Here is a 21,196-nt window from a genome sequence, read left to right as displayed (position 1 = left end):
CTGAGTTATCGCGCTGCTGGGTGCACAGCGCGGCGAACTCGCCCTAAACTGGCAGTCCTTTGTTGGAGACTGCCGCATGAAAAAATTCTGTTGTGCTTTGATCGCCCTGTTGCCGCTGACCGCTTTCGCCTACCCGATCGAGGTGGAGAAACAACTCAATGGCGCCGAGGTGTCGGTCACCACTCAGGAAATCGACCACAACATGGGCGCTGTGCTGCTCTACAACTACGGCCAGACCGCTGCACACTGTAAGGCGGTGTTTCGCAATGGCCCCGAAGTGCCGCGTACCCGCAAGGTGCTGCTGGCAGCAGGAGAGAGCAGCAACATGACGGTCAAGTTCGCCCGCAGCATCATCAAGCTGCGTGTTCAGTTGACCTGTGGTGTCAAGTAAGCGGGCCCGGCGATGCTCGATGTTGGTAGCAGCATTGAGCCTAGTGTGGGATCACCTACAAATCAACTTTGTTGATGTTTATAGGCGATTAATTGCGCTTTTTAATCGATATTGATGCTCCTATTCTCTGCCCATCGACCTTCACTAACCCCTCGATGGAGCAAAATTCATGGCTAACGTCCTCGTAATCGAAAGCAGTGCCCGCCAGCAGGGTTCGGTTTCCCGCCAACTCACCGAGCAGTTCATTGCCCACTGGCAAGCGGCTCACCCGGCCGATCGAATCAGCGTGCGTGACTTGGCGGTCAATCAGGTACCGCACCTGGATGCCAACCTGCTGGGTGGCTGGATGACCCCGGCCGAACAGCAGAGCGACGCGGAGCAGGCCGCGCTGGCGCTTTCCAACACGCTCACCGATGAAGTGCTGGCCGCCGACGTGCTGGTGCTGGCCGCGCCGATGTACAACTTCACCATTCCCAGCACCCTGAAGGCCTGGTTGGACCATGTGCTGCGTGCCGGCGTGACTTTCCAGTACACCGCAAGCGGTCCGCAGGGCTTGCTCAGTGGTAAGCGCGCCTTCGTGCTGACCGCGCGTGGCGGTATCTATGCCGGCGGCAGCATGGATCATCAGGAACCCTACCTGCGTCAGGCCTTGGGCTTTATCGGGATTCACGATGTCAGCTTCATCCATGCCGAGGGCCTCAACCTGGGCGGTGAGTTCCTGGAAAAAGGCTTGGCCGAGGCCAAGGCGCAGCTGGCTCAAGTGGCCTAATGTTTAAGTAGTACAGCGACTTCCTTCGCGCCCCCCGCTCCTGGGCGCGCACATGCCCAGTCGACCCTCTTAAATGGGGCGGCTGGGCTTTTTTATGTGGCGTCGCAAGCAGACGGGCGATTTTTCAATGCTTAACCCTCCGGCAGTTCGCGAGCGCGGCGCTGCCTGCATCGCACAAGGCATTGGCCACGCCAGCATTAACAGGCTAAGGTCGCCGGTTTTCTGCGAGGTGGCCATGCGTTATCTAGTGTTCGTGACCCTGCTATGGGCCTTCTCCTTCAGCCTGATCGGCGAATACCTGGCCGGCCAGGTGGACAGCTACTTTGCCGTGCTGACGCGCGTGGTCATCGCGGGGCTGGTGTTTCTGCCGCTGACCCGTTGGCGCGGCGTGGCGCCAGGCTTCATTCGTGGCATGTTGCTGATCGGTGCGCTGCAGTTCGGCGTCACCTACGTCTGCCTGTACCTGAGCTTCAGTGTGCTGACGGTGCCGGAGGTGCTGTTGTTCACTGTTCTCACCCCGCTGCACGTGACCTTGATCGAGGACGCCTGCAATCGTCGCTTCAACCCCTGGGCCCTGCTCGCCGCGCTGGTCGCGGTGGCGGGGGCGGCGGTGATTCGCTACGAGCAGATCAGCGCAGACTTCTACCTGGGGTTTGCGCTGCTGCAACTCGCCAACTTCACCTTTGCCGCCGGCCAGGTGGGCTACAAGCACCTGCTGGCGCGGCACCCTGCGGATGTCCCGCAGTACCGACGCTTCGGCTACTTCTACCTGGGCGCGTTGGCTATTGCATTGCCCGCGTTCCTGTTGTTCGGCAACGCCAGCAAGCTGCCCGCCACGACGCTGCAGTGGAGTGTGTTGGTCTGGCTCGCGCTGGCGGCTTCCGGGCTTGGTCTTTACTGGTGGAACAAGGGCGCCAGTCTGGTCGATGGCGGCACCCTGGCGGTGATGAATAACGCGCTGGTGCCGGCTGGCTTGCTGGTCAACTTGCTGCTGTGGAACCGTGATGCCGACCTACTGCGCCTGAGCCTGGGCGGGGCGGTGATCGGCGTGTCGCTGCTGCTGATTCGGCGCAGTAGCAGGCAGCGGCCTGCTATGAAGGTGGCGTGATGACTCTATCTGGACGTGGCGTGGCCTTGTCGGTAATCGCCTCGGTCTTGTTTGCCCTGGTACCCGGCTATGTGCAGCAACTGGCGCCGCTGGACGGTGTGCAGGTGTTCGCTCAGCGCGTGCTGTGGTCGATTCCGGCGGTGTTGCTGCTGGTCGCCCTGTCGCGACAATGGACGGTGTTGGCGGCGGCCTTCGTGCGCCTGCGACATGAGCCGTTATTGCTGGCCGCCTTGCCGTTGGCAGCGTTTCTGATGGGTATCCAGTGGGCCTTGTTCGTCTGGGCGCCCTTGGCCGGCCGCATGCTGGATGTGTCGCTGGGCTACTTTCTGCTGCCCTTGGCCATGGTGCTGGTCGGCCGGCTGTTCTATGGCGAGTATTTGCGCCCGCTGCAACAGTTGGCGGTGGCCTGTGCGGCGGTCGGTGTGCTGCATGAACTGTGGCGTACCCAGGCGTTTTCCTGGGTCACCCTGGTGGCCGCCCTGGGCTATCCGCCGTATTTCATGCTGCGTCGTTGGATGCGCCTGGATGCCTTGTCCGGCTTCGTCCTGGAAATGCTGATGATGGCGCCGATAGCGATCTGGCTGATCATCGGCTGGGGCCTAGAGGACGTCTTCACTCTGGCCCCGCAGCTGTGGTGGCTGTTGCCGGGGCTGGGCCTGCTCAGCGCACTGGCGTTCGCCACGATGATGGCCTCCAGTCGTCTGCTGCCGTTGGGGTTGTTCGGTATTCTCAGTTACGTCGAGCCGGTACTGCTATTCGCGGTTGCGTTGCTGTTTCTCGGCGAGCATTTCGACCCGGCGCAATGGCTGACGTATCTGCCGATCTGGTTGGCGGTGGTGCTGGTCGGCTGGGACAGCGCGCGCCTGCTGATTAAGCAGATGCGTCGCTGATGCCTGTGGGTAGGATAATTGCCTGGGTGGCAGTGCCTGCCGATCTGGCCGAGCGAGTGGTGCTCGATACCCGGGCCGATGCTGCCCTGGACTGATCAGTCCAGTACGTTTCTCAGTATTTCGTAGATCACTCCGGTGGCAATCGCCACCAGTACCACGTCGGTGCCAATCTGTTTCCACTCGTAGCCGTCATAACGCGGCAGTTGGCCGAGCAGGCGGGTGTCGAAGTTTTTGGCGATGCCGGGCGGCAGCGGCTTACCGCGGGCGAGGTTCTTGGCGATGCCTGGCGGCAGCGAACTGCTCGGGCCGATCAGGTGGCGGTTGTCGCCGAGGATGATGCGTACGCGGCCAATATCGATAGACGGACCTTGCAGGTGGATGCCGGCCTCGCCGTTATGACCTGAGCCATGCTTGCCGGCGTTGTCGTGTTTCGGCGCGGCCAGGGTGCTTTGTGCGGCCAGCAGCATGGCCAGGCCGCTACCGATCAGCAGGGTACGAGATGAACGGATCATGCAATCTCCAGGGCCGAATGGGCCGTTATGATGGTTGATTGGAGCGCGCATAGGGGCGTTGGTTCAAGGCCCTACAGCGCGATGTTGTGCGGGTATCCACAAAGAAATTCGGCCGCAGCGCGGGAAACCGTTAGGCTATGCAGCTGATTTCCGTTTTTTCGTCGAGGTTAACCCCCGTGTTTTCTCAATTCGCCCTGCATGAACGCCTGCTTAAAGCCGTGGCTGAGCTGAACTTTGTCGAGCCCACCCCGGTGCAGGTGGCAGCTATTCCGCTGGCATTGCAGGGACGCGATTTAAGGGTGATCGCACAGACGGGTAGTGGCAAGACGGCCGCCTTCGTGTTGCCCATGCTCAATCGTCTGCTCGGTGACGGTGCGGCCCAACCCCGTATGAGCCTGCGCGCGGTGATCCTGCTGCCGACCCGCGAGTTGGCGCAACAGACCCTCAAGGAAGTCGAGCGTTTCGCCCAGTTCACCTTCATCAAGGCCGGCCTGATCACCGGCGGCGAGGACTTCAAGCAGCAGGCGGCCATGCTGCGTCGGGTGGACATCCTGATCGGCACGCCGGGGCGCCTGATCGAACACGCCAACGCCGGCAACTTGCCGCTGGATGAGGTCGAAGTGCTGGTGCTCGATGAGGCCGACCGCATGCTCGACATGGGCTTTGCCGAGAATGTGCAGCGCCTGGCCGACCTCTGCAGCAGCCCAGAACGCCAGACCCTGCTGTTCTCCGCCACCAGTGGCGGTGCAGGGTTGCGCGAGATGGTCGGCAAGGTACTCAAAGAGCCGCAGCACCTGCAGCTTAACGCCGTCAGTCAGCTCAACGAGGGCACCCGCCAGCAGATCATCACCGCCGACCACAATTACCACAAAGAGCGTTTGGTCGAGTGGCTGTTGGCCAACGAGACCTATGACAAGGCGATCATCTTCACCAACACCCGGGTTCAGGCCGATCGCCTGTATGGCAAGCTGGTCGCCCATGAGTTCAAGGCATTCGTGCTGCACGGCGAGAAGGATCAGAAGGACCGCAAGCTGGCCATCGACCGCCTCAAGCAGGGCGCAGTGAAGATTCTGGTGGCCACCGACGTGGCGGCCCGTGGTCTGGACGTCGACGGCCTGGACCTGGTGATCAACTTCGACATGCCGCGCTCGGGCGATGAATACGTGCACCGCATCGGCCGTACCGGTCGCGCCGGTGGCGAAGGTTTGGCGATTTCGCTGATCTGCCACAACGACTGGAACCTGATGTCGAGCATTGAGCGCTACCTCAAGCAGCGCTTCGAACGCCGCAACATCAAGGATGTGCTGGGCATCTACCAGGGGCCGAAAAATCTCAAGGCCTCCGGCAAGGCGGTGGGGGCGAAGAAGAAAAAAACTGCCGACGGCAAGACCGCCAAGAAGGGCGCGGTGAAGAAGGTGGCCGCCAAGGCGCCGGCCAAGCGTAATACGGTCAACAAACCCAAGGCTGATGCCCCGGTACTGGTCAGTCAGGACGGTTTGGCGCCGCTCAAGCGCCGCAAGCCGGCGGCGGAGTAAGCAGCCCGGTTAGTGACGAAGGTCGGTGGAGGTTGAGCGATGCGCAGCTCGAATGTAGCCGACCTGGTGGTGCTTGGCCCGGGCATGGCCCCGGATGCAATCCGGGAAGCAGGGCCGGGGGCGAGGGTTTTCCCGAACTGTATCCGGGGGTAGGTCTGGTTAGTGTCCCGGTACCCGCCGGCCGCGTGAGGCGCCGACGGGTGACTGGCTAATCTGCCGGCGATTACTTCGGCACTATCAGTATCTTGCCATTGCGCTCGCCGCCAGCGGCTGCGGCAACCGCTTGCTTGATCTGGCTGACGTCGAAGGTCGCGGCCACGCGGGTCTGCAGCTTGCCGCTGGCGATCAGTTGGGTCAGTTCGCCAAATACCTTCATCTGCTCGGCCTGGCTGGCGTTCTGGAACCACTTGGCCAGCCAGAAGCCCTTCAGGGTGACGCCGCGGAACACGAAAGACGCCGGCGACACCTGGCAGGGTTGCCGACTCATCATCCCGTAGTTAACCAGAATGCCGCCGTCGCCCAGGCTCGCGGCGAGGTGGTCCGTGGCCGTGCCGCCCACTGCATCGATGCCCAGCAGCACCGGCGCGCCAGCGGTGGCCTCGCGCACACGTTTGGCCAGGTCCGGACCATCCACCAGCACCACATCGCCGCCTTCGGCGGTGACTCCCGCCACTGCGGATTCGCGGCGTACCACGTTGATGGTTTTGAACCCGCGCAGTTTGGCCAGCTGGATCAGGTAGCTGCCGACGCCGGAGTTGGCGGCATTCTGGATCACCCAGTCGCCTGGCTTGAGGGCGACGAACTCGCTGAGCAGCAGGGAGGCGGTCGGCGGGTTGACGGTCATCATCGCCAACTGCTGTGGGTCGGCCTCCGGCAGTGGAATCAGCTTATGGGCCGAGGCATTCAGGTGAGTGACCCAGGTACCGCAGCCGACCGGCAACAACACCATCTGGCCGACCTTCAGCGTGCTGACATCCGGTCCCAGTTCTTCGACACGGCCGACACCCTCATTGCCACCGATTGCCGGCAGGGGCGGCAGTATGCCGTACTCGCCGGTCAGGGTGAGCACGTCGGATGGGTTGATGGGCGCGGCCAGCACCTTGATGCGCACCTGGCCAGCGGCCAGCGGCGGCAGCTGTAACTCGACCGCAGCGATCACATCTTGCGGCACCGGGCCGCGTTGTTGGTATTCGGCTTTGAGCATGAAGGTTCTCCCAGGGGCACTAAACAGGTGGCAATCAGTCTAGATCGTAGTATCCGACAGTGGGCGAATTGCGCGCTATCGTCGCCGGTGATAACGCGCGGTGCTGGTTCGCTGGCACCTTCAGCGGTTAGCCTGGGCATGCGCTGTTGGCAGACAAAAGGGCATGAGATGCAATGGTTATGGGGGCTCGGCCTGTTCTGGCTCAGTTTGATGGCAGTGGCAGAGCCGCTGCGCTTGGGCTTCGGCAGCAATAAACCTCCCTACGTGTTCGAAGGCGAGGCCAGAGGGCTGGAGTACGAGATAGTGGTTGCCGCCGCGCAGCGCGCCGGTTTTACCGTTGAGGTCCGCTATGCGCCGATGGAACGTCTGCACTTGATGCTGCGTCGGGGGGAAATCGACGGTATTGCCTCAACCAATACCCAGAGCGGTATCAGCGCCTTCTATTCCGAACCCTATATCTACTACCAGAATGTTGCGATCGCCCTGCGGGTGCGGCACTACCACATCCAGCGGATTGCCGACCTGGGCCAATACTCGGTCAGCGCCTTTCAGCGTGCGCGCTTTTTACTCGGTAACGAATTCCAGCGTATGGCCGAGAGCAATCCGCGTTACCACGAAGAGGCCCGGCAGATCGCGCGCAATCGTCTGCTCTACAGCGGGCGGATCGATGTGGTGGTTGCCGATATGCGCATTTTCCGTTACTTCAACCGTGAAGTGCTGGATCAGGTCGATGTCAGCCAGCCGCTCGCCGAGTATTCGGTGTTCCCGCCGACGCCCTATCAGGTGGGCTTCGCACAGGAGGGGCCGCGCAAGCTGTTCGACCGAGGACTTGCCGCGATTCGTGCGAGCGGCGAGTACCGTGCCATCGAACGCAATTACGCGATGTATTGACTGGTACAGCTGCCTGAGCCTGGATGTTTGCAGTCCCAGGCTCGCACGTTGAACACGTGGCGTGAGTGGGTGCAGGCTGGCCTTAGTGCACGATCATCGGGTCGGGAAGCGGCAAGCCAGGGCGACTTCCCGTAGGAGAAAAGCATGTCGCTGAAACGCTGTGTCTCGGCCTTGAGCCTGGTCGTGTTACTGACCGCGGCACAGGCTGCGGAATACCCCAGCGAGCGAGGTGTGGTGCAGGTCACCGTTTTGCTTTCGGGGCTGGAACACCCCTGGGGCCTGGCTTTTCTGCCGGATCGGCAAGGCCTGTTGGTCACCGAGCGGCCCGGTCGTTTGCGTCTGGTCAGCCTGCGGGGCGCACTGTCCGCCCCTATCGGTGGTGTGCCGAGGGTCTATGCCAACGGTCAGGGTGGATTGCTCGATGTGGCTTTGTCGCCCGAGTTTGCCCAGGACCGCTGGGTCTACCTCTCCTACGCCGAGGGCGGCGACGGTCAATATGCCGGCACGGCAGTGGGGCGGGGCAGGTTGTCGGTGGATAACAGCCGACTGGACGGCTTCGAGGTGATCTTCCGGCAGCAGCCGAAACTTTCCAGTGGCGAGCATTTCGGTTCGCGCCTGGTGTTCGACCGTGACGGTTACCTGTTTATCACTTTGGGTGAAAACAACCAGCGACCGACCGCGCAAGACCTCGGCAAGTTACAAGGCAAGGTGGTTCGCCTGCACCCGGACGGCCGAGTGCCGAGCGACAACCCCTTTGTCGGGCGACGAGGCGTGCGTACGGAGATCTGGTCCTATGGCCACCGTAACCCGCAGGGCGCGGCGCTCAATCCCTGGACCGGGCAGCTGTGGACTCACGAACACGGCCCGCGTGGCGGCGATGAGATCAATATCCCGCAAGCCGGCAAGAACTATGGTTGGCCGATCGCCACTCACGGGGTGAACTATTCGCTTTTGCCGATCCCCGAAGCGCAGGGCAAGACGGTCGCCGGGACCGAGCCGCCGCACTACGTCTGGGCGAAGTCCCCGGCGATCAGCGGCATGGCCTTTTACGCTGCCCAACGCTTTGCGGGCTGGCAGCACAATCTGTTTATCGGTGCATTGGCCGGGCAGGCGCTGATTCGGCTGGAGTTGAGCGGCGATCAAGTCGTGCACGAGGAGCGCTTGCTGGAAGAACTCGGTGCGCGCATTCGGGATGTCCGCCAGGGGCCCGATGGTTACCTGTATGTGCTGACCGATGCGGCCGATGGCCAGTTATTGCGCCTGAGTTTGCAGGCGCAGTAACGCGCCTCTGTAATCGAGTGATTCGTGTGCAGCTGATGCCTGCGAGGTGGCCGCAGATTCAGCACTCAGTGCTTTTTGGGCTTGACCACGCCGACCTTGGACGACAGCAGTTCATCTGTCACGGCTTCGCTGACCACGCTGAAGTCGGTGATTTCGATGGTGCCTCGACCTTGGCCGAGCAGGTGGAAGGAGAAGGCCTTGCGTGTGTCGAGGTTGTTGAAGGTAAAACTCAGCGCAATCGGGTGGTCGAGTGTGAGCAGTGGTAGTTCGGGCACCGGCAGGATCACCTCACGGTCGAACTCCTTGGTTTTCAGCTGTAGTCGGGCGCCGTTTGAGTCCATGCGCACGGCGCGGACCTTGAGGTTGACGGTGGTTTGACTGCCTTTCGGCAGCTCCAGGTATTGCGCACCGACCAGGTTGTCCGCCCAGTCATCGCCTGCTGTGGGCTTCAGGACTATCTGTTGGCTGTTGGCGAATTGATAACGCTGCTCCCCTTGGTTGTTGCGCAAGGATTGATCGAGCAAGGCTGCACGCTGGTCGATCAGCCGTGCGGGTTTGCCGGTCAGGCGGCCGAGATAACGGGCGCTGTCGGCAATGAAGCCCTGGCTGGCATAACGGCGGCAGATGTGTTGGAAGTCGCACTCGGTCAGCGTGCCTTTGCCGTCATGCAGACGCAGCAGGCCGTTGGTGTAGGAGATGATTTCCCGTCCGTGGGCATAGTCACGCAATAACGAGCGCCCACTGAGGTTGCTCGGTATTGGCAAGGCAAAATAATCGAGCACCGAGGCGGTCAGGTCAACGTGCCCATAGACCCCGCGCTTGAGGCGCGGCAGCTGGGTCTGTTCCGGCGCCAGCAGCAGATTGAAGCCCCAGGCCGAGGCCAGGCGCACGTTTTCCAGGCCGTGGGACTCGTCCGAGGTGACGATGATCAGGGTGTCCTTGAGTACGCCTTGCTGTTCCAGGGCGACGAGGAAGTCCGCCACGGCATCGTCCAGGTAGGCTATCGCCGCCTGCTTGGCGTTCGGAAAACGCTCAAGGTAACCGGTGGGGGCCGAGTAGGGCTGGTGCGTGCCCACGGTCAGCAAGGTGAGCATCCACGGTTGTTGCTTGCTGCGTAGCTGCTGCACATAGCCTAAAGCGCCTTCGAAGAAGGCTTTGTCGTCCATACCCCAGGGGAATTCCTGGTACGGCGGGTTCTTGAACCAGTCGCGCCCCAGGGTCGTATCGAAGCCCATGCGCGGCATGATCTGGTCCTTGGCCATGAAGCGCAGACCGGCGCCTTGCAGATAGTGGGTGCTGAAGCCGTGCTCACGTAGTTGCGCGGGCAGGCACTGCTGGCTGCGTTGTGGGTTATTCAGCAACTCGACGCCCTTCGGTGTGCCGGAATCGAGTTTGTTGTAATCGCCACAGAGCATGGCGTAGAGACCGCGAATGGTTTGGTGGCCATGCAGCACGTAGTCCGGAGTGAGCATGCCGCGCTCGGCCCATTGACTGAGTCGCGGCATCGGCGCTTGTCGATAACTGCTGTGGATGGCCTTACGGCTGGCTGCGATATAGGCACCCGGAATGCCTTCCAGAGTGATGATCAAGACATTGCGCGCGCTGCCGGGCTGACTGAGCAGTGGGCTGCCATCGAGATCGAGCTGCACGAGCCCGGCAATATCCGCTGGGCTGTCGGGGGTGCCGTCGTCCAGCCAGTCCTCTACGCGTGACTGGCTGGCATTCAGGCCTTCGGCCAGCAGCTTATGCGGCAGGTTGAACTGCAGCCATTGCTCAGTCTCACTGGGGCTGCGGTATTGATAGAGGGTATGAGTGGCGAGCAACCCCAGAGGCAGCAGTAACCAGGCCTGGGAGAGCGTGCGCCGAGGGCTGGTTTTCAGCCGCCAACGCAGCAGCAGGAAGATCACCACATTGCCGGCCAGGGCCAAGGCCAGGAGCGGATGGCTCAACCCGCTGCCTTGCGTCGAGTGGCGAAGAAACTGTGTGTCGGTGAGGTAGTGCAGGTCCGTCGCTGTCGGCATGCGCCCGACCGCCGTGACCAGTTCGGCGGTACCCAGGGTGAAGACGCACCAGATTAGTATCAATGGCACGCTCAGCCATACTGAACGCTGATGCAGCAGCACCACTAGCAGGCATCCAATGGCCAGGTCGGATAAATAGCCGAATGGGTGCGACCAGCCCAGCCCGTAGCGGCTGGCCAGAGGAATCACGATAAATAGGAAGCCTAACGTCAGCAGAACGCTAACGGGATGTTGCCGCCAATGACTGAAAGGGCGCACTAAAACTCCTGAAGCGAGCGCCAGAATGTGTCGCCGACGCTGCCGAACCCGCCGAAAAAGACGGTCTGACATGATTCTGAAACATGCGCGTGCTAGCCGCTAGTGGGCGTTGGCAAATTGCCAAAAAATGTTGATGGGTGGCGCAGGAGGGAGATAAGGGGGTGAGGCGAGGGGCCTAGCGCTTTGTCGAGGCGAGCAAAGCGCTCAGAGGCGGTGCGGTTGGTTATTTCTTGCCGATGGTGATCTGCTTGGTGGTGCCGTAGACCTGGCCGCTGACACCCTTGGCGATCTGCTGAATTTCGCCACCGCTTTGCAAGAAGGCCGCAATTTGCGCATCGATCGAGGCGCTGGTTTCAACGGCCGGAGCCGGTTTGGGTTTGCTGTGGGATGCTTTTACACGCATGGCGGCCATTAACCTATTTAAAAATTAATCTGGCCGAGCATTCTACCAGAAGCGCTTGACAATTGCTTGGTTAATAACGCAGGGCGCAGGCTGGCGTGGGTCTGAAAGCAGCGCGCAGAAGTATTTTAAAACTATCCGGGACGCCGATAAGCTGTTGTTTCGCCAAGGGTCAATACATCAGAAAACGCTGCTTGGAAGCCTCGGCCAGGCAAGGTTTTCCACTGGTCGGATCACCTGAAGCGCGGCTGTGCTGGCGTACTGACTGCGCGAAACCAGGCGGCAACTCAGGTAGAATGCCGGTCTCGCAACGAGGTAAGGCAGCATGGCGCTAATTGGACGAATGAATTGTTTGCAGGTCGTGAAACACACCGACTTCGGCTTGTATTTGGATGGCGGCGCGGACGGCGAAATATTATTGCCCAAGCGTTATATCCCCAAAGATACGCCGAGCGATGTGGAAGAGTGGCTGAATGTTTTTATTTATTTGGACAGTGACGACAAATTAATTGCCACCACGGAAACACCCAAAGTGCAGGTCGGCGGATTTGCCAGCCTGAAAGTGGTGGATATCAACCGCGTCGGTTTATTTCTTGATTGGGGTTTGCCAAAAGATCTGTTACTGCCCCACTCGGAAGAAAAGCGTCCGCTGCAGGTGGGTGATTACTGTGTAGTGCACGTCTTCCTCGATAAGCGCAGCAAGCGCATCACCGCCACGGCGCGCCTGGATCGCTACCTGGACAAGGTGCCGGCCCAGTACAAGGCGGGCCAGGAAGTCGACCTGCTGATAGCCGAGTCCACCGACATGGGGTTCAAGGCGATCATCAACGGCCAGCACTGGGGGCTGATCCACAAGAACGAACTGTTCAAGTTTGTGCGCAGCGGCATGCAGGAAAAAGGTTTTATCAAAGAACTGCGCGCGGACGGCAAGATCAGCCTCAGCCTGCAGGCCGTGGGGCAGGGCGCAGTGGGCAGCCTGAGCGAGCAGATACTGGCGAAGCTGCGTGAGCACCACGGGGTGCTGAACCTCGGCGATAAAAGCTCGCCAGAGGCCATCACGGCACTGTTCAGCGTCAGCAAAGGCAACTTCAAGAAGGCCATCGGCGGGCTGTACAAACAAGGGCGGATCGTGATTCACGACGAGCGCATCGAGTTGGTCGCCGAGTAAGCGGGATGTCCGGCTGCGTATGGCCGGGTCGTCTGTGATGGGTTTTACGGTTGTGAGTTGCATTCACACGCAGTGCGCTCGCTTTGCAAAACCCGCTTGAGCGGCCGCGGACTCCGTTGAATAATGCGCAGGTTGCGCGCCGTTGTAGCTCAGTTGGTAGAGCACGTCATTCGTAATGATGGGGTCGGGGGTTCGATTCCTCTCAACGGCACCATAAAAATCAAAGGGTTAGCGAAAGCTAGCCTTTTGTCGTTTCTGGGGGTGTCCCCGAAGTGTCCCAAACATGACTCACCACAGCCGAACGCAATGGACTGGTCAGTGGGTGAGGTACAGGTAGGCGAGACCGTTAAGGATGACTGCAACGCATACAATGGCCAGCCAGAAGTACGCCCCTGAACCCTTCGAACGGGCGCCGAGGGTTTCTTGGGCCTGGAGGTGAAGGTAAGACGGCGGCGTTCGCTGCTTAGTTGGCCGCTCCACTCGGTCCATATCTTCAACACTGGAGATCTTCCCGGCGTCCTCTGCCTGAGGTCGCGGCTGTCCTGCACCGAAGTAATCCCAAGAAGCCTTGCGCCCGAGCTGGCGGCGCTCGTCACGCCACCTCTCACGATCTTCTAATCCCATACGGCCCTCCTTGCCTTCATCCAGCGTCCTGTCTGCTCGCATTATCTTGGCTCAACAATGCCAATGGCGAAAGTGTCAGTGCCGTAGCGAAGTGCTCAGGGGGACCGGAAAACCGCAGTAATCCCCTCGCACCATAAGACAAGACCTGTGCACTAAATGACAAAAGAGAGGGCGATCAGCGTCAATTCTTCGCCGGCTCGCCACACTTACCATCATGACTCTCTCAAACAACAACAAAGAGAAAGTCATGGCCGGAAACATCAAAAGACAAGGCGATAGCATCGACTACACCGCCATCGAGGTGCCCGACGCACAGCGCATGAGCAAAGGCTCACTGACCATGGCCTGGTGGGCCATCTGCAGCGCCATGTTCTGGCTGGTGGTATCCGCCACCCTGGCAATGAGTTTCGGCACGATGAATGCCATCATCGGCTTACTGTTGTCTGTCGTAACCTATGCGGCCATCAACGGCGTTGTTGCCCGCTACGCCATCAAGACCGGGTTGTCGGTCGCGCTGTTCTCCCGCGTGCTGTTCGGACGCACCGGCGCTGCACTGGCCACCCTGATCTTCTTCGCCACCGCTATCTACTACAGCGTGTTCGAAGGCTCGGTGATCGCCATCGCCATCCACAACTATGTATCCGCCCTGACGCTCAATCAGGCGTATCTGCTAGTGGTGCTGTACAGCGTGCCGCTGGTATTCGGCAGCGTGCAAAACTGGCTGGACAAGCTCAATGGTGTGCTGCTGCCGCTCTACCTGATGGGTCTGGTCGCGGTGGTGGTGATGGCCGTCGGCGAATACGGCTACAGCTCCGCCTGGCTGGAAATGGGGCCTGAGAGCGGGCCGGTGAGCAACGGCTGGTGGGACTGTTTCACCTACTTCATGGGCGTCTGGATTCTCATGATGTACACCTGGGACTACGCCCGCTTCGGCCGTAAGCAGGATGCCGGCTACCACGCCAAATTCAACTTCGGCCTGCCCTTCTATATATTCACCTTCCTGATCAACGGCCTGGTCGGGATCTTCCTCGCCGCCACCATCCCCACCCAGGGCGGTCTGTCGGAAGTCTCGGTGGTGCTCGCCATCGTCGAGCTGATGGGCATCTGGGGGCTGCTATTCGTCTGGGTCAGCCAGACCCGTATCAACACCGCCAACTTCTTCATGGCGGCCAGCAATATGCACGCGTTCTTCGGCCGCTTTGGCCTGGACAAGGTTCCCTATATGGTTTGGGCCATCGTGGTCGGCGCACTGGTCTACCTGCTGATGCTGCTCAACGTGTTCAGTTACATCCTGCAGGCCTTGGCGTACCAGAGCATCTTCGTGGTCGCCTGGGTGGCGATCGCCCTGGCGCATATCTGCTCGCCGAAGTACTCGCAGTTGTTCGAGGGCAAGGTCGAGTTCGCCCTCGAGCGAGTCAACGCCTTCAACCCGTGCGGTTTGACCGCCTGGTTCTTCGCCGCAGGCCTGGGGATAGTGCTGCTGAACTTCGGCGGCGCAACGCTGGCGACCTTCTCGGCGCCGGTGACCTTTGTCAGCGCGTTCGGCAGCTACTGGCTGCTGCTCAACAGCGCCAAACGCAGCTGGTTTGTTCGCGCCAGCTGCACCTGAAATCAACACCCCTGTCCGCCGGGCCGATGCAGTCGGCTCTGGCAACTCGCCGCAGCCACCCACCCGATCCAGCACAAGCCCCGGCACTGCCGTGGCTGGGTGCCGCGCGGCTGAAAACAAGACTAATAATGCCAAAGAGCCCATCCATGAGCCTGATCAACCTGCACCCACTACCCACGCTGACATTACTGCCATTGCTGGCATCGCTCGCGCTACCCGCCGGCGCGGTGGCTATCAATGACAACCTGGACATAGGCGGCGCCGTGCGCGCGCGCATCGACTACGACCCCGACCGGGATATCGAGAAGCTCAGCTTCGATACCGCCTTCCTCGCCGCGACCTACAACTCCGACAGCTGGATCGGCGCGGCCAAATACCGTTTCTATGGCAAGGCCTACCCCTTCGACTACACCGACAGGATCGGCGACATCTCCTTCGCCGAATATGCCTGGATCGGCTACAAGTTCGATGAATCGCGTCAGGTCCAGGTCGGCCTGAACAAGATTCCCTTCGGCCTGCTGCCTTATGCCGGCAGTACCTTCTTCGAGACCCTGGGCAGCGTGATCGGCCTGGAAGACATTGCGAACCTGGGGGTCAAATACATCCAGCAGCAGGATGACTGGAATCTCCAACTCGGTTACTACCTGCGCCCGGCCGATCAGGGCCAAGGCACCAGCCGCGGTGGGCGGACCTATGCAACCAGTGTCGCCACGGCCGACGACTACGTCGTCGACGGCAGCGACAACCATGAGCGCGACATCCTGGTCGGACGCCTGGCCCGCAACCTCAAGCTCGGCAACTGGCAGTCGGAGATCGGCGCCTCGGCATTGACCTCGACGCTGCACAACCAGGACAGCCGCGACAGCGGTCGGCGCAATGCCCTGGCGGCCCACTACCTGGGCAAGAACGGCCCCTGGGGCGTGCAGCTGCAAGCCACTCGCCAGCTCATGACCCCGAAAAACCCCGGCAGCGACAAGCTGGTCAGCTTCGGCAGCTTCGACGGCACCTTCAACGTCGCGGCCAAGGGCAATCTGTATGTTGCCGACCTCAGCTACGACATTGCCGGCACACTCGGCTGGCTCTCCGGGGCCAAGGTCTACGGCAACTACAGCCTGTTCGACAAGGATGAGTCCAGCTTCGAGGACTCCCAGCGCTTCATCCTCGGCACCTCGTTCTCGCTGAAAGACCTGTGGATCGCCGTCGAGTGGCTGCATGGCAAGAACGATCCCTATATCGGCGGCAGTAGCTACACCCAGAGCCTGGGCGCCGGCGGTAGCAATCGCTGGGAAAACCAGTTGTACACCAACATCGGTTACTACTTCTGAGGCCATAAGCGGCGCCAGCAACCACTCTCGCTCCTGTTTTCGCCAGCCCTGTGCTGGCGTTTTTTATGCGCCGCGATCCGTCCTCCGGGCACTGGATCCCGCCTCGCCACAGCAATAGAAACAGTACACCCCAAGCCAAAAAACGGTGCGTTCTGCGACAAGCCAGCCGCCAGGCCCGCGCGTAGTTTTAGTGACGTGGGCAAGACATTCGTCACGGCCCCCCCGGATAAAAACAAGATTTCTGGTGACCCATGAACACAGTAGATCCGATCACCCTGGCAGTCGTGCGCGGCGCGCTCGAAACCGCCCAGCGAGAAATGACCCTGACGCTGGAGAAGACCAGCCGTTCAAGCGTGTTCAACCTCGCCCATGACTACTCCAACGCGCTCTTCGACCACTTGCCGGAAATGATCCTGCAAGGGCAGGACATCCCGATTCACCTGGGCTCGCTGATTCCCGCGATGAAATGCGTGGCCGGCTTCTTCGGCGATGACATTGCCGAAGGCGACGTCATCTACCACAACGACCCGGCCTACATGGGTAGTCATATCCTCGACTGCTGCATGTACAAACCGGTGTTCTACAAGGGCGAACTGGTGTTCTGGGCGGTCTGCAAGGGCCACCTGACTGACATCGGCGGCCCGGTGCCGGCCGGCTACAACCCGGACGCCAAGGAAATCTACGCCGAGGGTCTGCGCATTCCGCCGGTCAAGTTGTGGGCCCAGGGCCAGCGCCGGGAAGACGTGATCAACCTGCTGCTGACCAACATGCGTGCCCGCGCCTACCAGGAAGGCGATCTGAATGCCCAGTACGGCGCCTGCAGCGTGGGCGAACGCCACCTGATCGAGCTGCTCGATCGCTACGGCGTCGACCAGGTGCGCGCCTGCATTACCGAGCTGAAGGATATGGCCGACCGCCATATGCGTGCCCTGCTGCGTGACGTGCCAGACGGTTTCTATAGCGGCACCGCAATTCTCGAAGACTCCGGTCATGGCCTGGGAGAGCTGTCGATCACCGCCCAGGTGGAAATTCGCGGCGACGAGGCGCACGTACTGATCGAGAGCCCGCCGCAGGTGCCTTACTTCATCAACTCCTACGCGGGCAACTCGATCTCCGGGGTCTACCTCGGGCTGATGATGTTCGCCCAGGTGCCACCGCCCTACAACGAAGGCCTGTATCGCTGCGTCAGCGTCGACCTCGGTCCACCCGGCACGCTGTGCAACGCCCAGGAGCCGGCGCCGCACGTCAACAGCACCACCACACCGATGGAAACCCTCGCAGACGCCGTACGCCTGGCCCTGGAGCAGGCCGCTCCGGAGCGGGTGACCGCCTCCTGGGGACATGCCAGCGGGATTAACATCGCCGGGCGCGACCCACGCAACAACAACGACGAATACGTGACCATGGTGCTGGCCTCGATCATCTCTGGCGCCGGCGCCAACAAGGCCATGGACGGCTGGCCAGCCTGCGGCCCGCTGTGCTGCTTCGGCGCGCTGATGTCCGGCGATATCGAGCTGCTGGAGTACTCCTATCCGGTGCTGATCCATCGCTACAGCCTGATGGCCGACAGCGGTGGCGCCGGCGAATTCCGCGGTGGTTCCGGCACTCGCCTGGAGCTCGAACCGCTCGAGCACGCCATGACCGTGATCGGTTTCGGCGAGGGCCGGCAGCTGCCCACAGCCGGTGCGGCGGGGGCGAAGAATGTCCTGCTCGAACCCAAGCTCGGCCGCCTGATCCATCGGCATGCCGACGGCGAGGAAGACCATTACATCCAGAACACTCTGCTGACCGCACAACCAGGCGAGCGCGTAATCAACGTCAACCCGGGCGGTGGCGGTTATGGCGACCCACTGCGTCGTCCGCTGGCCGCGGTACTGGCCGATGTGCGCAACGGCCTGGTCTCGGTCGACGGCGCGCGCCTGGAATACGGCGTAGTGATCGACGGCAACGGCCAACTAGATGAAGCCGCCACCCACGCCAACCGCGCCGCGCATTAAGCACAGCCCCATTGAGCAATGCAGAGGATTCGAGCATGAGCAAACAACAATATCGCCTGGGCATCGATGCCGGCGGCACCTTCACCGATTTCATCCTCGCCGACCACCAGGGCAACGTGCAGCTGTTCAAGGCGCCGTCCACCCCGCATGACGGCACCCTGGCCATCCGCAACGGTCTGGCGCAAATCGCCGATGCCATCGGCCGCACGCCAGCCGAGATCATTGCCGACTGCGATCTGTGCATCAACGGCACCACCGTGGCGCTCAACGCGCTGATCGAAAAGACCGGGGTCAAGGTCGGCTTGCTGTGCACCGATGGCCATGAGGACAGCCTGGAAATTCGCCTGGGCCACAAGGAAGACGGCCATCGCTACGACGCCACCTATCCACCGGCGCATATGCTGGTGCCGCGCCACCTGCGCCGCCCCATCGGCGGTCGGATTATCAGCGATGGCAGCGAGTACAGCCCGCTGGACGAGGCGGCGATTCATGCCGCCATCGACTACTTCCGCGAACAACAGGTGCAGGCGGTGGCGATCTCCTTCGTCTGGTCGGTGCGCAACCCCAGTCATGAGCAACGCGCCATGGCCATGGTGCGTGCCGCCTTGCCGGACGTCTTCGTCTGCAGCGGCCACGAGGTGTTCCCGCAGATTCGCGAATACACCCGCACCTCGACCACCGTGGTCAACGCCTACCTGAGCCCGGTGATGGGCCGCTATATCGAACGCATCGACGCCCTGTTCGAGGAGCTGGGCGCGCAGCAGCCGACCCGCTACTTCCAGTCCAACGGTGGCCTGGCTCCGGGCGTGGTGATGCGTGAGCGTGCGGTCAACGCGATCAATTCGGGCCCGGCCTCCGCCCCGCAAGCCGGTCTGTGCGTGGCCCAGCCCTTCGGTATCGACAACGTGATCACCGTCGACATGGGCGGTACCTCGTTCGACATCACCCTGAGCAAGGGCGGACGCACCAACTTCAGCAAGGACAGCGACTTCCTGCGCTACCGCATCGGCGTGCCAATGATCCAGGTGGAAACCCTCGGCGCCGGCGGCGGCTCCATCGCCCACCTCGACGACTTCGGCATGCTCCAGGTCGGCCCCCGCAGCGCCGGCGCCACCCCGGGCCCGGTGTGCTACGGCAAGGGCGGGGTCGAGCCGACTGTGACCGACGCCAACCTGGCACTCGGCTACCTGGCCGACGGCGCACTGCTCGGTGGCAGCATCCGGCTAAATCGCCAGGCCGCGATCGACGCTATCCGCAGCAAGATTGCTGAGCCACTGGGCATCAGCGTCGAGCGTGCCGCTATCGGCATCATCACCCTGGTCAACCTCAATATGGTCAGCGGCATCCGCCGGGTGTCCGTCGAGCGTGGTTATGATCCGCGCGACTTCGCCCTGATCGGCGCGGGCGGTGCGGCGGGCATGCACGTGATGCGCCTGGCCGAGGAGATCGGCAGCAAGGTGGTGCTGATTCCCAAGGTGGCTTCGGGGCTGTGCGCCTTCGGCCAGATTCTCTCGGACATCCGCTATGACCAGCTGACCACCCTGCCGATGCGCCTGGATGACCAGTTCGTCGACCTGGAGCAGCTCAACCTGGCCCTGCAGCAGCTGCGCGAGCGTGGCATGGCCAACCTGCGTGACGACGGTTTCGGTGGCGACAACCGCATCGACTGCCAGTACAACCTGGAGATCCGCTACCTCGGGCAGATCCACGAGTGCAACGTCGAGCTGAGCTGCGACCGACTCGACCACGGCAGCCTGGCGGCGCTGCGCGAAGCCTTCCACCAGCGGCACAAGGCGCTGTTCTCCTACAGTGAACCGGGCAGTCCAATCGAGCTGGTCAACCTCGAATGCTCGGTCATCGCGCGCTTGCAGCGTCCACCCATGCCTGAGCTTGCAACCCCGCTCGAGGCAACGGCCGCGACGCCGGCCGGTCACCGGCCGATGCTGTTCAGTGCGCAAGACGACTGGCAGGACACCCCGGTGTACAACGGCGACCGGATAGAAGTAGGGCAGATGATTCAGGGCCCTTGTGTGATTGAGGAAGCGACCACCAACATCGTTGTTCCGCCGGGCTGGCAGGTCAGCTTGGCACCCTCGGCCACCTATGAGCTGACCCCCGGTCATTGACCGTCAGGAAGCTTTAATCAAGGATGGTGTAACAACGGCACCGACGGTATTCACCGTTGGTGCCGCCTCATAATAATTACAACTTGAGGACCGTCCATGGCCCATCAATTGTCCACTCGGTATTGGCCTGAGAGTGAAAGGCAACCGCGCTGGGCCGAAGCCATCGGCAATACATATTTTCCACTGTCGTTGGAGTTCAATCCCAGCGCCAGTTTCCAGGGCAGTCTGAAAATTTGGGAGACGGCCAGTACGCCATTGGCGTTATCGCGCCTGCGCTCCAGTCAGCTAGGCTATTCGCGCAGCGAGGGTCAGGTTAGCGAAGACACTGAACCCTGTTACCTGGTTACCGTGCCGCGTCTCACCGAGGTGCACTTCGAGCAGGACGGTCGTGAGCTGCATTGTCAGCCTGGTGGCTTCATCTTCGAGCGGGGCGATGCGCCTTATCGTTTTCACTACTCCTCCGACAACGACCTTTGGGTATTCAAACTACCTGAGCGCGCGCTGCATGGACAGATACGGGGAGCCGAGCGCTACACCCGTTTCTGCTTCGACGCTCGGCGTGGCTTGGGGCGAATTTTTGTTGATCAACTGGCGATGTGTGCCGCGCGCTTCGACGAATGCGATGCGGACGCCCGTCATATGCTGCTGGAACAAGCCCTTTCGACGCTGTTAATGGCTCTGCGCCAGGATGAGCGAGTGCTCAACAGTGAGAGCTCGAACCTAGCCGCCCTGCATTTGCAGCGTCTCGAGCACTACATCGACCTGCACTTGTGTTCAGCTGAGCTAAGTCCGCAGCATATTGCTCAGGCCTGCGGCTTATCCGTTCGCTATGTGCACAAATTATTTTCCAGCACACCCTACAGCCTCGGTGAGTGGATTCGCCTGAAGCGACTAGAGGCGGTATACCAACGTCTGCGCGATCCCCACTGCCACCTATCAATCGGTGAGCTGGCATATCGCTGGGGGTTTAGCGATCAGGCACAGTTTTCCCGGCATTTCCGTCAGCACTTCGGCTGCAGCGCCAGTGAAGCTCGAGCCGTCCCGCTAAAGCATTAGTCGGTAACTTGAGTGCCAATGTGCTTTGGGC

Annotated in this window: 18 protein-coding genes and 1 tRNA gene; 14 read left to right on the top strand and 5 right to left on the bottom strand. The window is 61.3% G+C overall.

The window, feature by feature from the left end:
* Positions 1–76: 76 nt before the first annotated feature.
* The 4 genes from FBY03_RS01460 (at position 77) to rarD (ending at position 3,158) form a co-directional block, all read left to right on the top strand.
* Positions 77–391, top strand: coding sequence for a 3-phosphoglycerate kinase (locus tag FBY03_RS01460; RefSeq protein ID WP_147170413.1), 315 nt, complete (start codon positions 77–79; stop codon positions 389–391).
* Positions 392–560: 169 nt separating this feature from the next.
* On the top strand, positions 561–1,160 hold the full coding sequence (locus FBY03_RS01455) for an FMN-dependent NADH-azoreductase (RefSeq protein WP_147170412.1): 600 nt from the start codon (positions 561–563) through the stop codon (positions 1,158–1,160).
* A 235-nt stretch (positions 1,161–1,395) separates the two neighbouring features.
* On the top strand, positions 1,396–2,268 hold the full coding sequence (locus FBY03_RS01450; protein ID WP_147170411.1) for a carboxylate/amino acid/amine transporter: 873 nt from the start codon (positions 1,396–1,398) through the stop codon (positions 2,266–2,268).
* Complete coding sequence (gene rarD, locus FBY03_RS01445) at positions 2,268–3,158, top strand: EamA family transporter RarD (protein ID WP_147170410.1); 891 nt, start codon at positions 2,268–2,270, stop codon at positions 3,156–3,158. The genes FBY03_RS01450 and rarD overlap by 1 nt, the downstream gene beginning before the upstream one ends.
* A gap of 95 nt (positions 3,159–3,253) precedes the next feature.
* Here the strand turns inward: rarD and FBY03_RS01440 are convergent, their stop codons facing one another.
* Positions 3,254–3,670 carry an anti-virulence regulator CigR family protein gene (locus FBY03_RS01440; RefSeq protein WP_147170409.1) on the bottom strand — a complete coding sequence of 139 codons (417 nt, stop codon included), beginning with the start codon at positions 3,668–3,670 and terminating at the stop codon, positions 3,254–3,256.
* A gap of 176 nt (positions 3,671–3,846) precedes the next feature.
* Between FBY03_RS01440 and FBY03_RS01435 the strand changes: the two genes are divergently transcribed.
* A complete protein-coding gene (locus FBY03_RS01435; protein ID WP_147170408.1) occupies positions 3,847–5,205 on the top strand; it encodes a DEAD/DEAH box helicase in 1,359 nt (452 codons plus the stop codon).
* 223 nt (positions 5,206–5,428) lie between these two features.
* On the opposite strand, the gene FBY03_RS01430 is transcribed toward FBY03_RS01435, so the two are convergent.
* Positions 5,429–6,409 (bottom strand): zinc-dependent alcohol dehydrogenase family protein, encoded by a 981-nt coding sequence (locus tag FBY03_RS01430; protein WP_147170407.1) that lies wholly within the window; start codon positions 6,407–6,409, stop codon positions 5,429–5,431.
* 168 nt (positions 6,410–6,577) lie between these two features.
* Here FBY03_RS01430 and FBY03_RS01425 point away from each other — a divergent pair, with 168 nt between their 5' ends.
* Together FBY03_RS01425 and FBY03_RS01420 are read left to right on the top strand one after the other, a co-directional pair.
* Entirely contained in the window at positions 6,578–7,300 is a 723-nt protein-coding gene (locus FBY03_RS01425) for an ABC transporter substrate-binding protein (protein ID WP_256677820.1), read from the top strand.
* 144 nt (positions 7,301–7,444) lie between these two features.
* Complete coding sequence (locus FBY03_RS01420) at positions 7,445–8,581, top strand: PQQ-dependent sugar dehydrogenase (RefSeq protein ID WP_147170406.1); 1,137 nt, start codon at positions 7,445–7,447, stop codon at positions 8,579–8,581.
* Positions 8,582–8,646: 65 nt separating this feature from the next.
* Here FBY03_RS01420 and FBY03_RS01415 read toward each other — a convergent pair whose 3' ends face one another.
* Positions 8,647–10,860 carry an LTA synthase family protein gene (locus tag FBY03_RS01415; protein ID WP_256677819.1) on the bottom strand — a complete coding sequence of 738 codons (2,214 nt, stop codon included), beginning with the start codon at positions 10,858–10,860 and terminating at the stop codon, positions 8,647–8,649.
* Between the two features lie 223 nt (positions 10,861–11,083).
* Positions 11,084–11,272: a hypothetical protein gene (locus FBY03_RS01410; RefSeq protein WP_025165310.1), complete on the bottom strand. Its 189-nt coding sequence runs from the start codon at positions 11,270–11,272 to the stop codon at positions 11,084–11,086.
* Between the two features lie 313 nt (positions 11,273–11,585).
* Between FBY03_RS01410 and FBY03_RS01405 the strand changes: the two genes are divergently transcribed.
* Positions 11,586–12,428 carry a S1 RNA-binding domain-containing protein gene (locus tag FBY03_RS01405; protein WP_147170404.1) on the top strand — a complete coding sequence of 281 codons (843 nt, stop codon included), beginning with the start codon at positions 11,586–11,588 and terminating at the stop codon, positions 12,426–12,428.
* Between the two features lie 138 nt (positions 12,429–12,566).
* A tRNA-Thr gene (locus FBY03_RS01400) sits at positions 12,567–12,642 on the top strand.
* A gap of 101 nt (positions 12,643–12,743) precedes the next feature.
* On the opposite strand, the gene FBY03_RS01395 is transcribed toward FBY03_RS01400, so the two are convergent.
* The gene (locus FBY03_RS01395; protein WP_147170403.1) at positions 12,744–13,052 is read right to left on the bottom strand and encodes a hypothetical protein; all 309 of its coding nucleotides are present in this window, start codon (positions 13,050–13,052) and stop codon (positions 12,744–12,746) included.
* A gap of 247 nt (positions 13,053–13,299) precedes the next feature.
* Here FBY03_RS01395 and FBY03_RS01390 point away from each other — a divergent pair, with 247 nt between their 5' ends.
* The 5 genes from FBY03_RS01390 (at position 13,300) to FBY03_RS01370 (ending at position 21,165) form a co-directional block, all read left to right on the top strand.
* The gene (locus FBY03_RS01390) at positions 13,300–14,661 is read left to right on the top strand and encodes a cytosine permease (RefSeq protein WP_147170402.1); all 1,362 of its coding nucleotides are present in this window, start codon (positions 13,300–13,302) and stop codon (positions 14,659–14,661) included.
* A gap of 146 nt (positions 14,662–14,807) precedes the next feature.
* Positions 14,808–15,986, top strand: coding sequence for a porin (locus FBY03_RS01385; protein ID WP_147170401.1), 1,179 nt, complete (start codon positions 14,808–14,810; stop codon positions 15,984–15,986).
* 251 nt (positions 15,987–16,237) lie between these two features.
* Complete coding sequence (locus FBY03_RS01380; RefSeq protein ID WP_147170400.1) at positions 16,238–17,983, top strand: hydantoinase B/oxoprolinase family protein; 1,746 nt, start codon at positions 16,238–16,240, stop codon at positions 17,981–17,983.
* 35 nt (positions 17,984–18,018) lie between these two features.
* Positions 18,019–20,109, top strand: coding sequence for a hydantoinase/oxoprolinase family protein (locus tag FBY03_RS01375; RefSeq protein WP_147170399.1), 2,091 nt, complete (start codon positions 18,019–18,021; stop codon positions 20,107–20,109).
* Between the two features lie 96 nt (positions 20,110–20,205).
* The gene (locus tag FBY03_RS01370) at positions 20,206–21,165 is read left to right on the top strand and encodes a helix-turn-helix domain-containing protein (protein ID WP_147170398.1); all 960 of its coding nucleotides are present in this window, start codon (positions 20,206–20,208) and stop codon (positions 21,163–21,165) included.
* Positions 21,166–21,196: the final 31 nt, after the last annotated feature.

The sequence above is a fragment of the Pseudomonas sp. SJZ079 genome (assembly GCF_007993865.1).
Classification (GTDB): Bacteria; Pseudomonadota; Gammaproteobacteria; order Pseudomonadales; family Pseudomonadaceae; genus Aquipseudomonas.
Note: the sequence above shows the minus strand (reverse complement) of the source record. Positions and strands in the feature narration are given on the sequence as shown.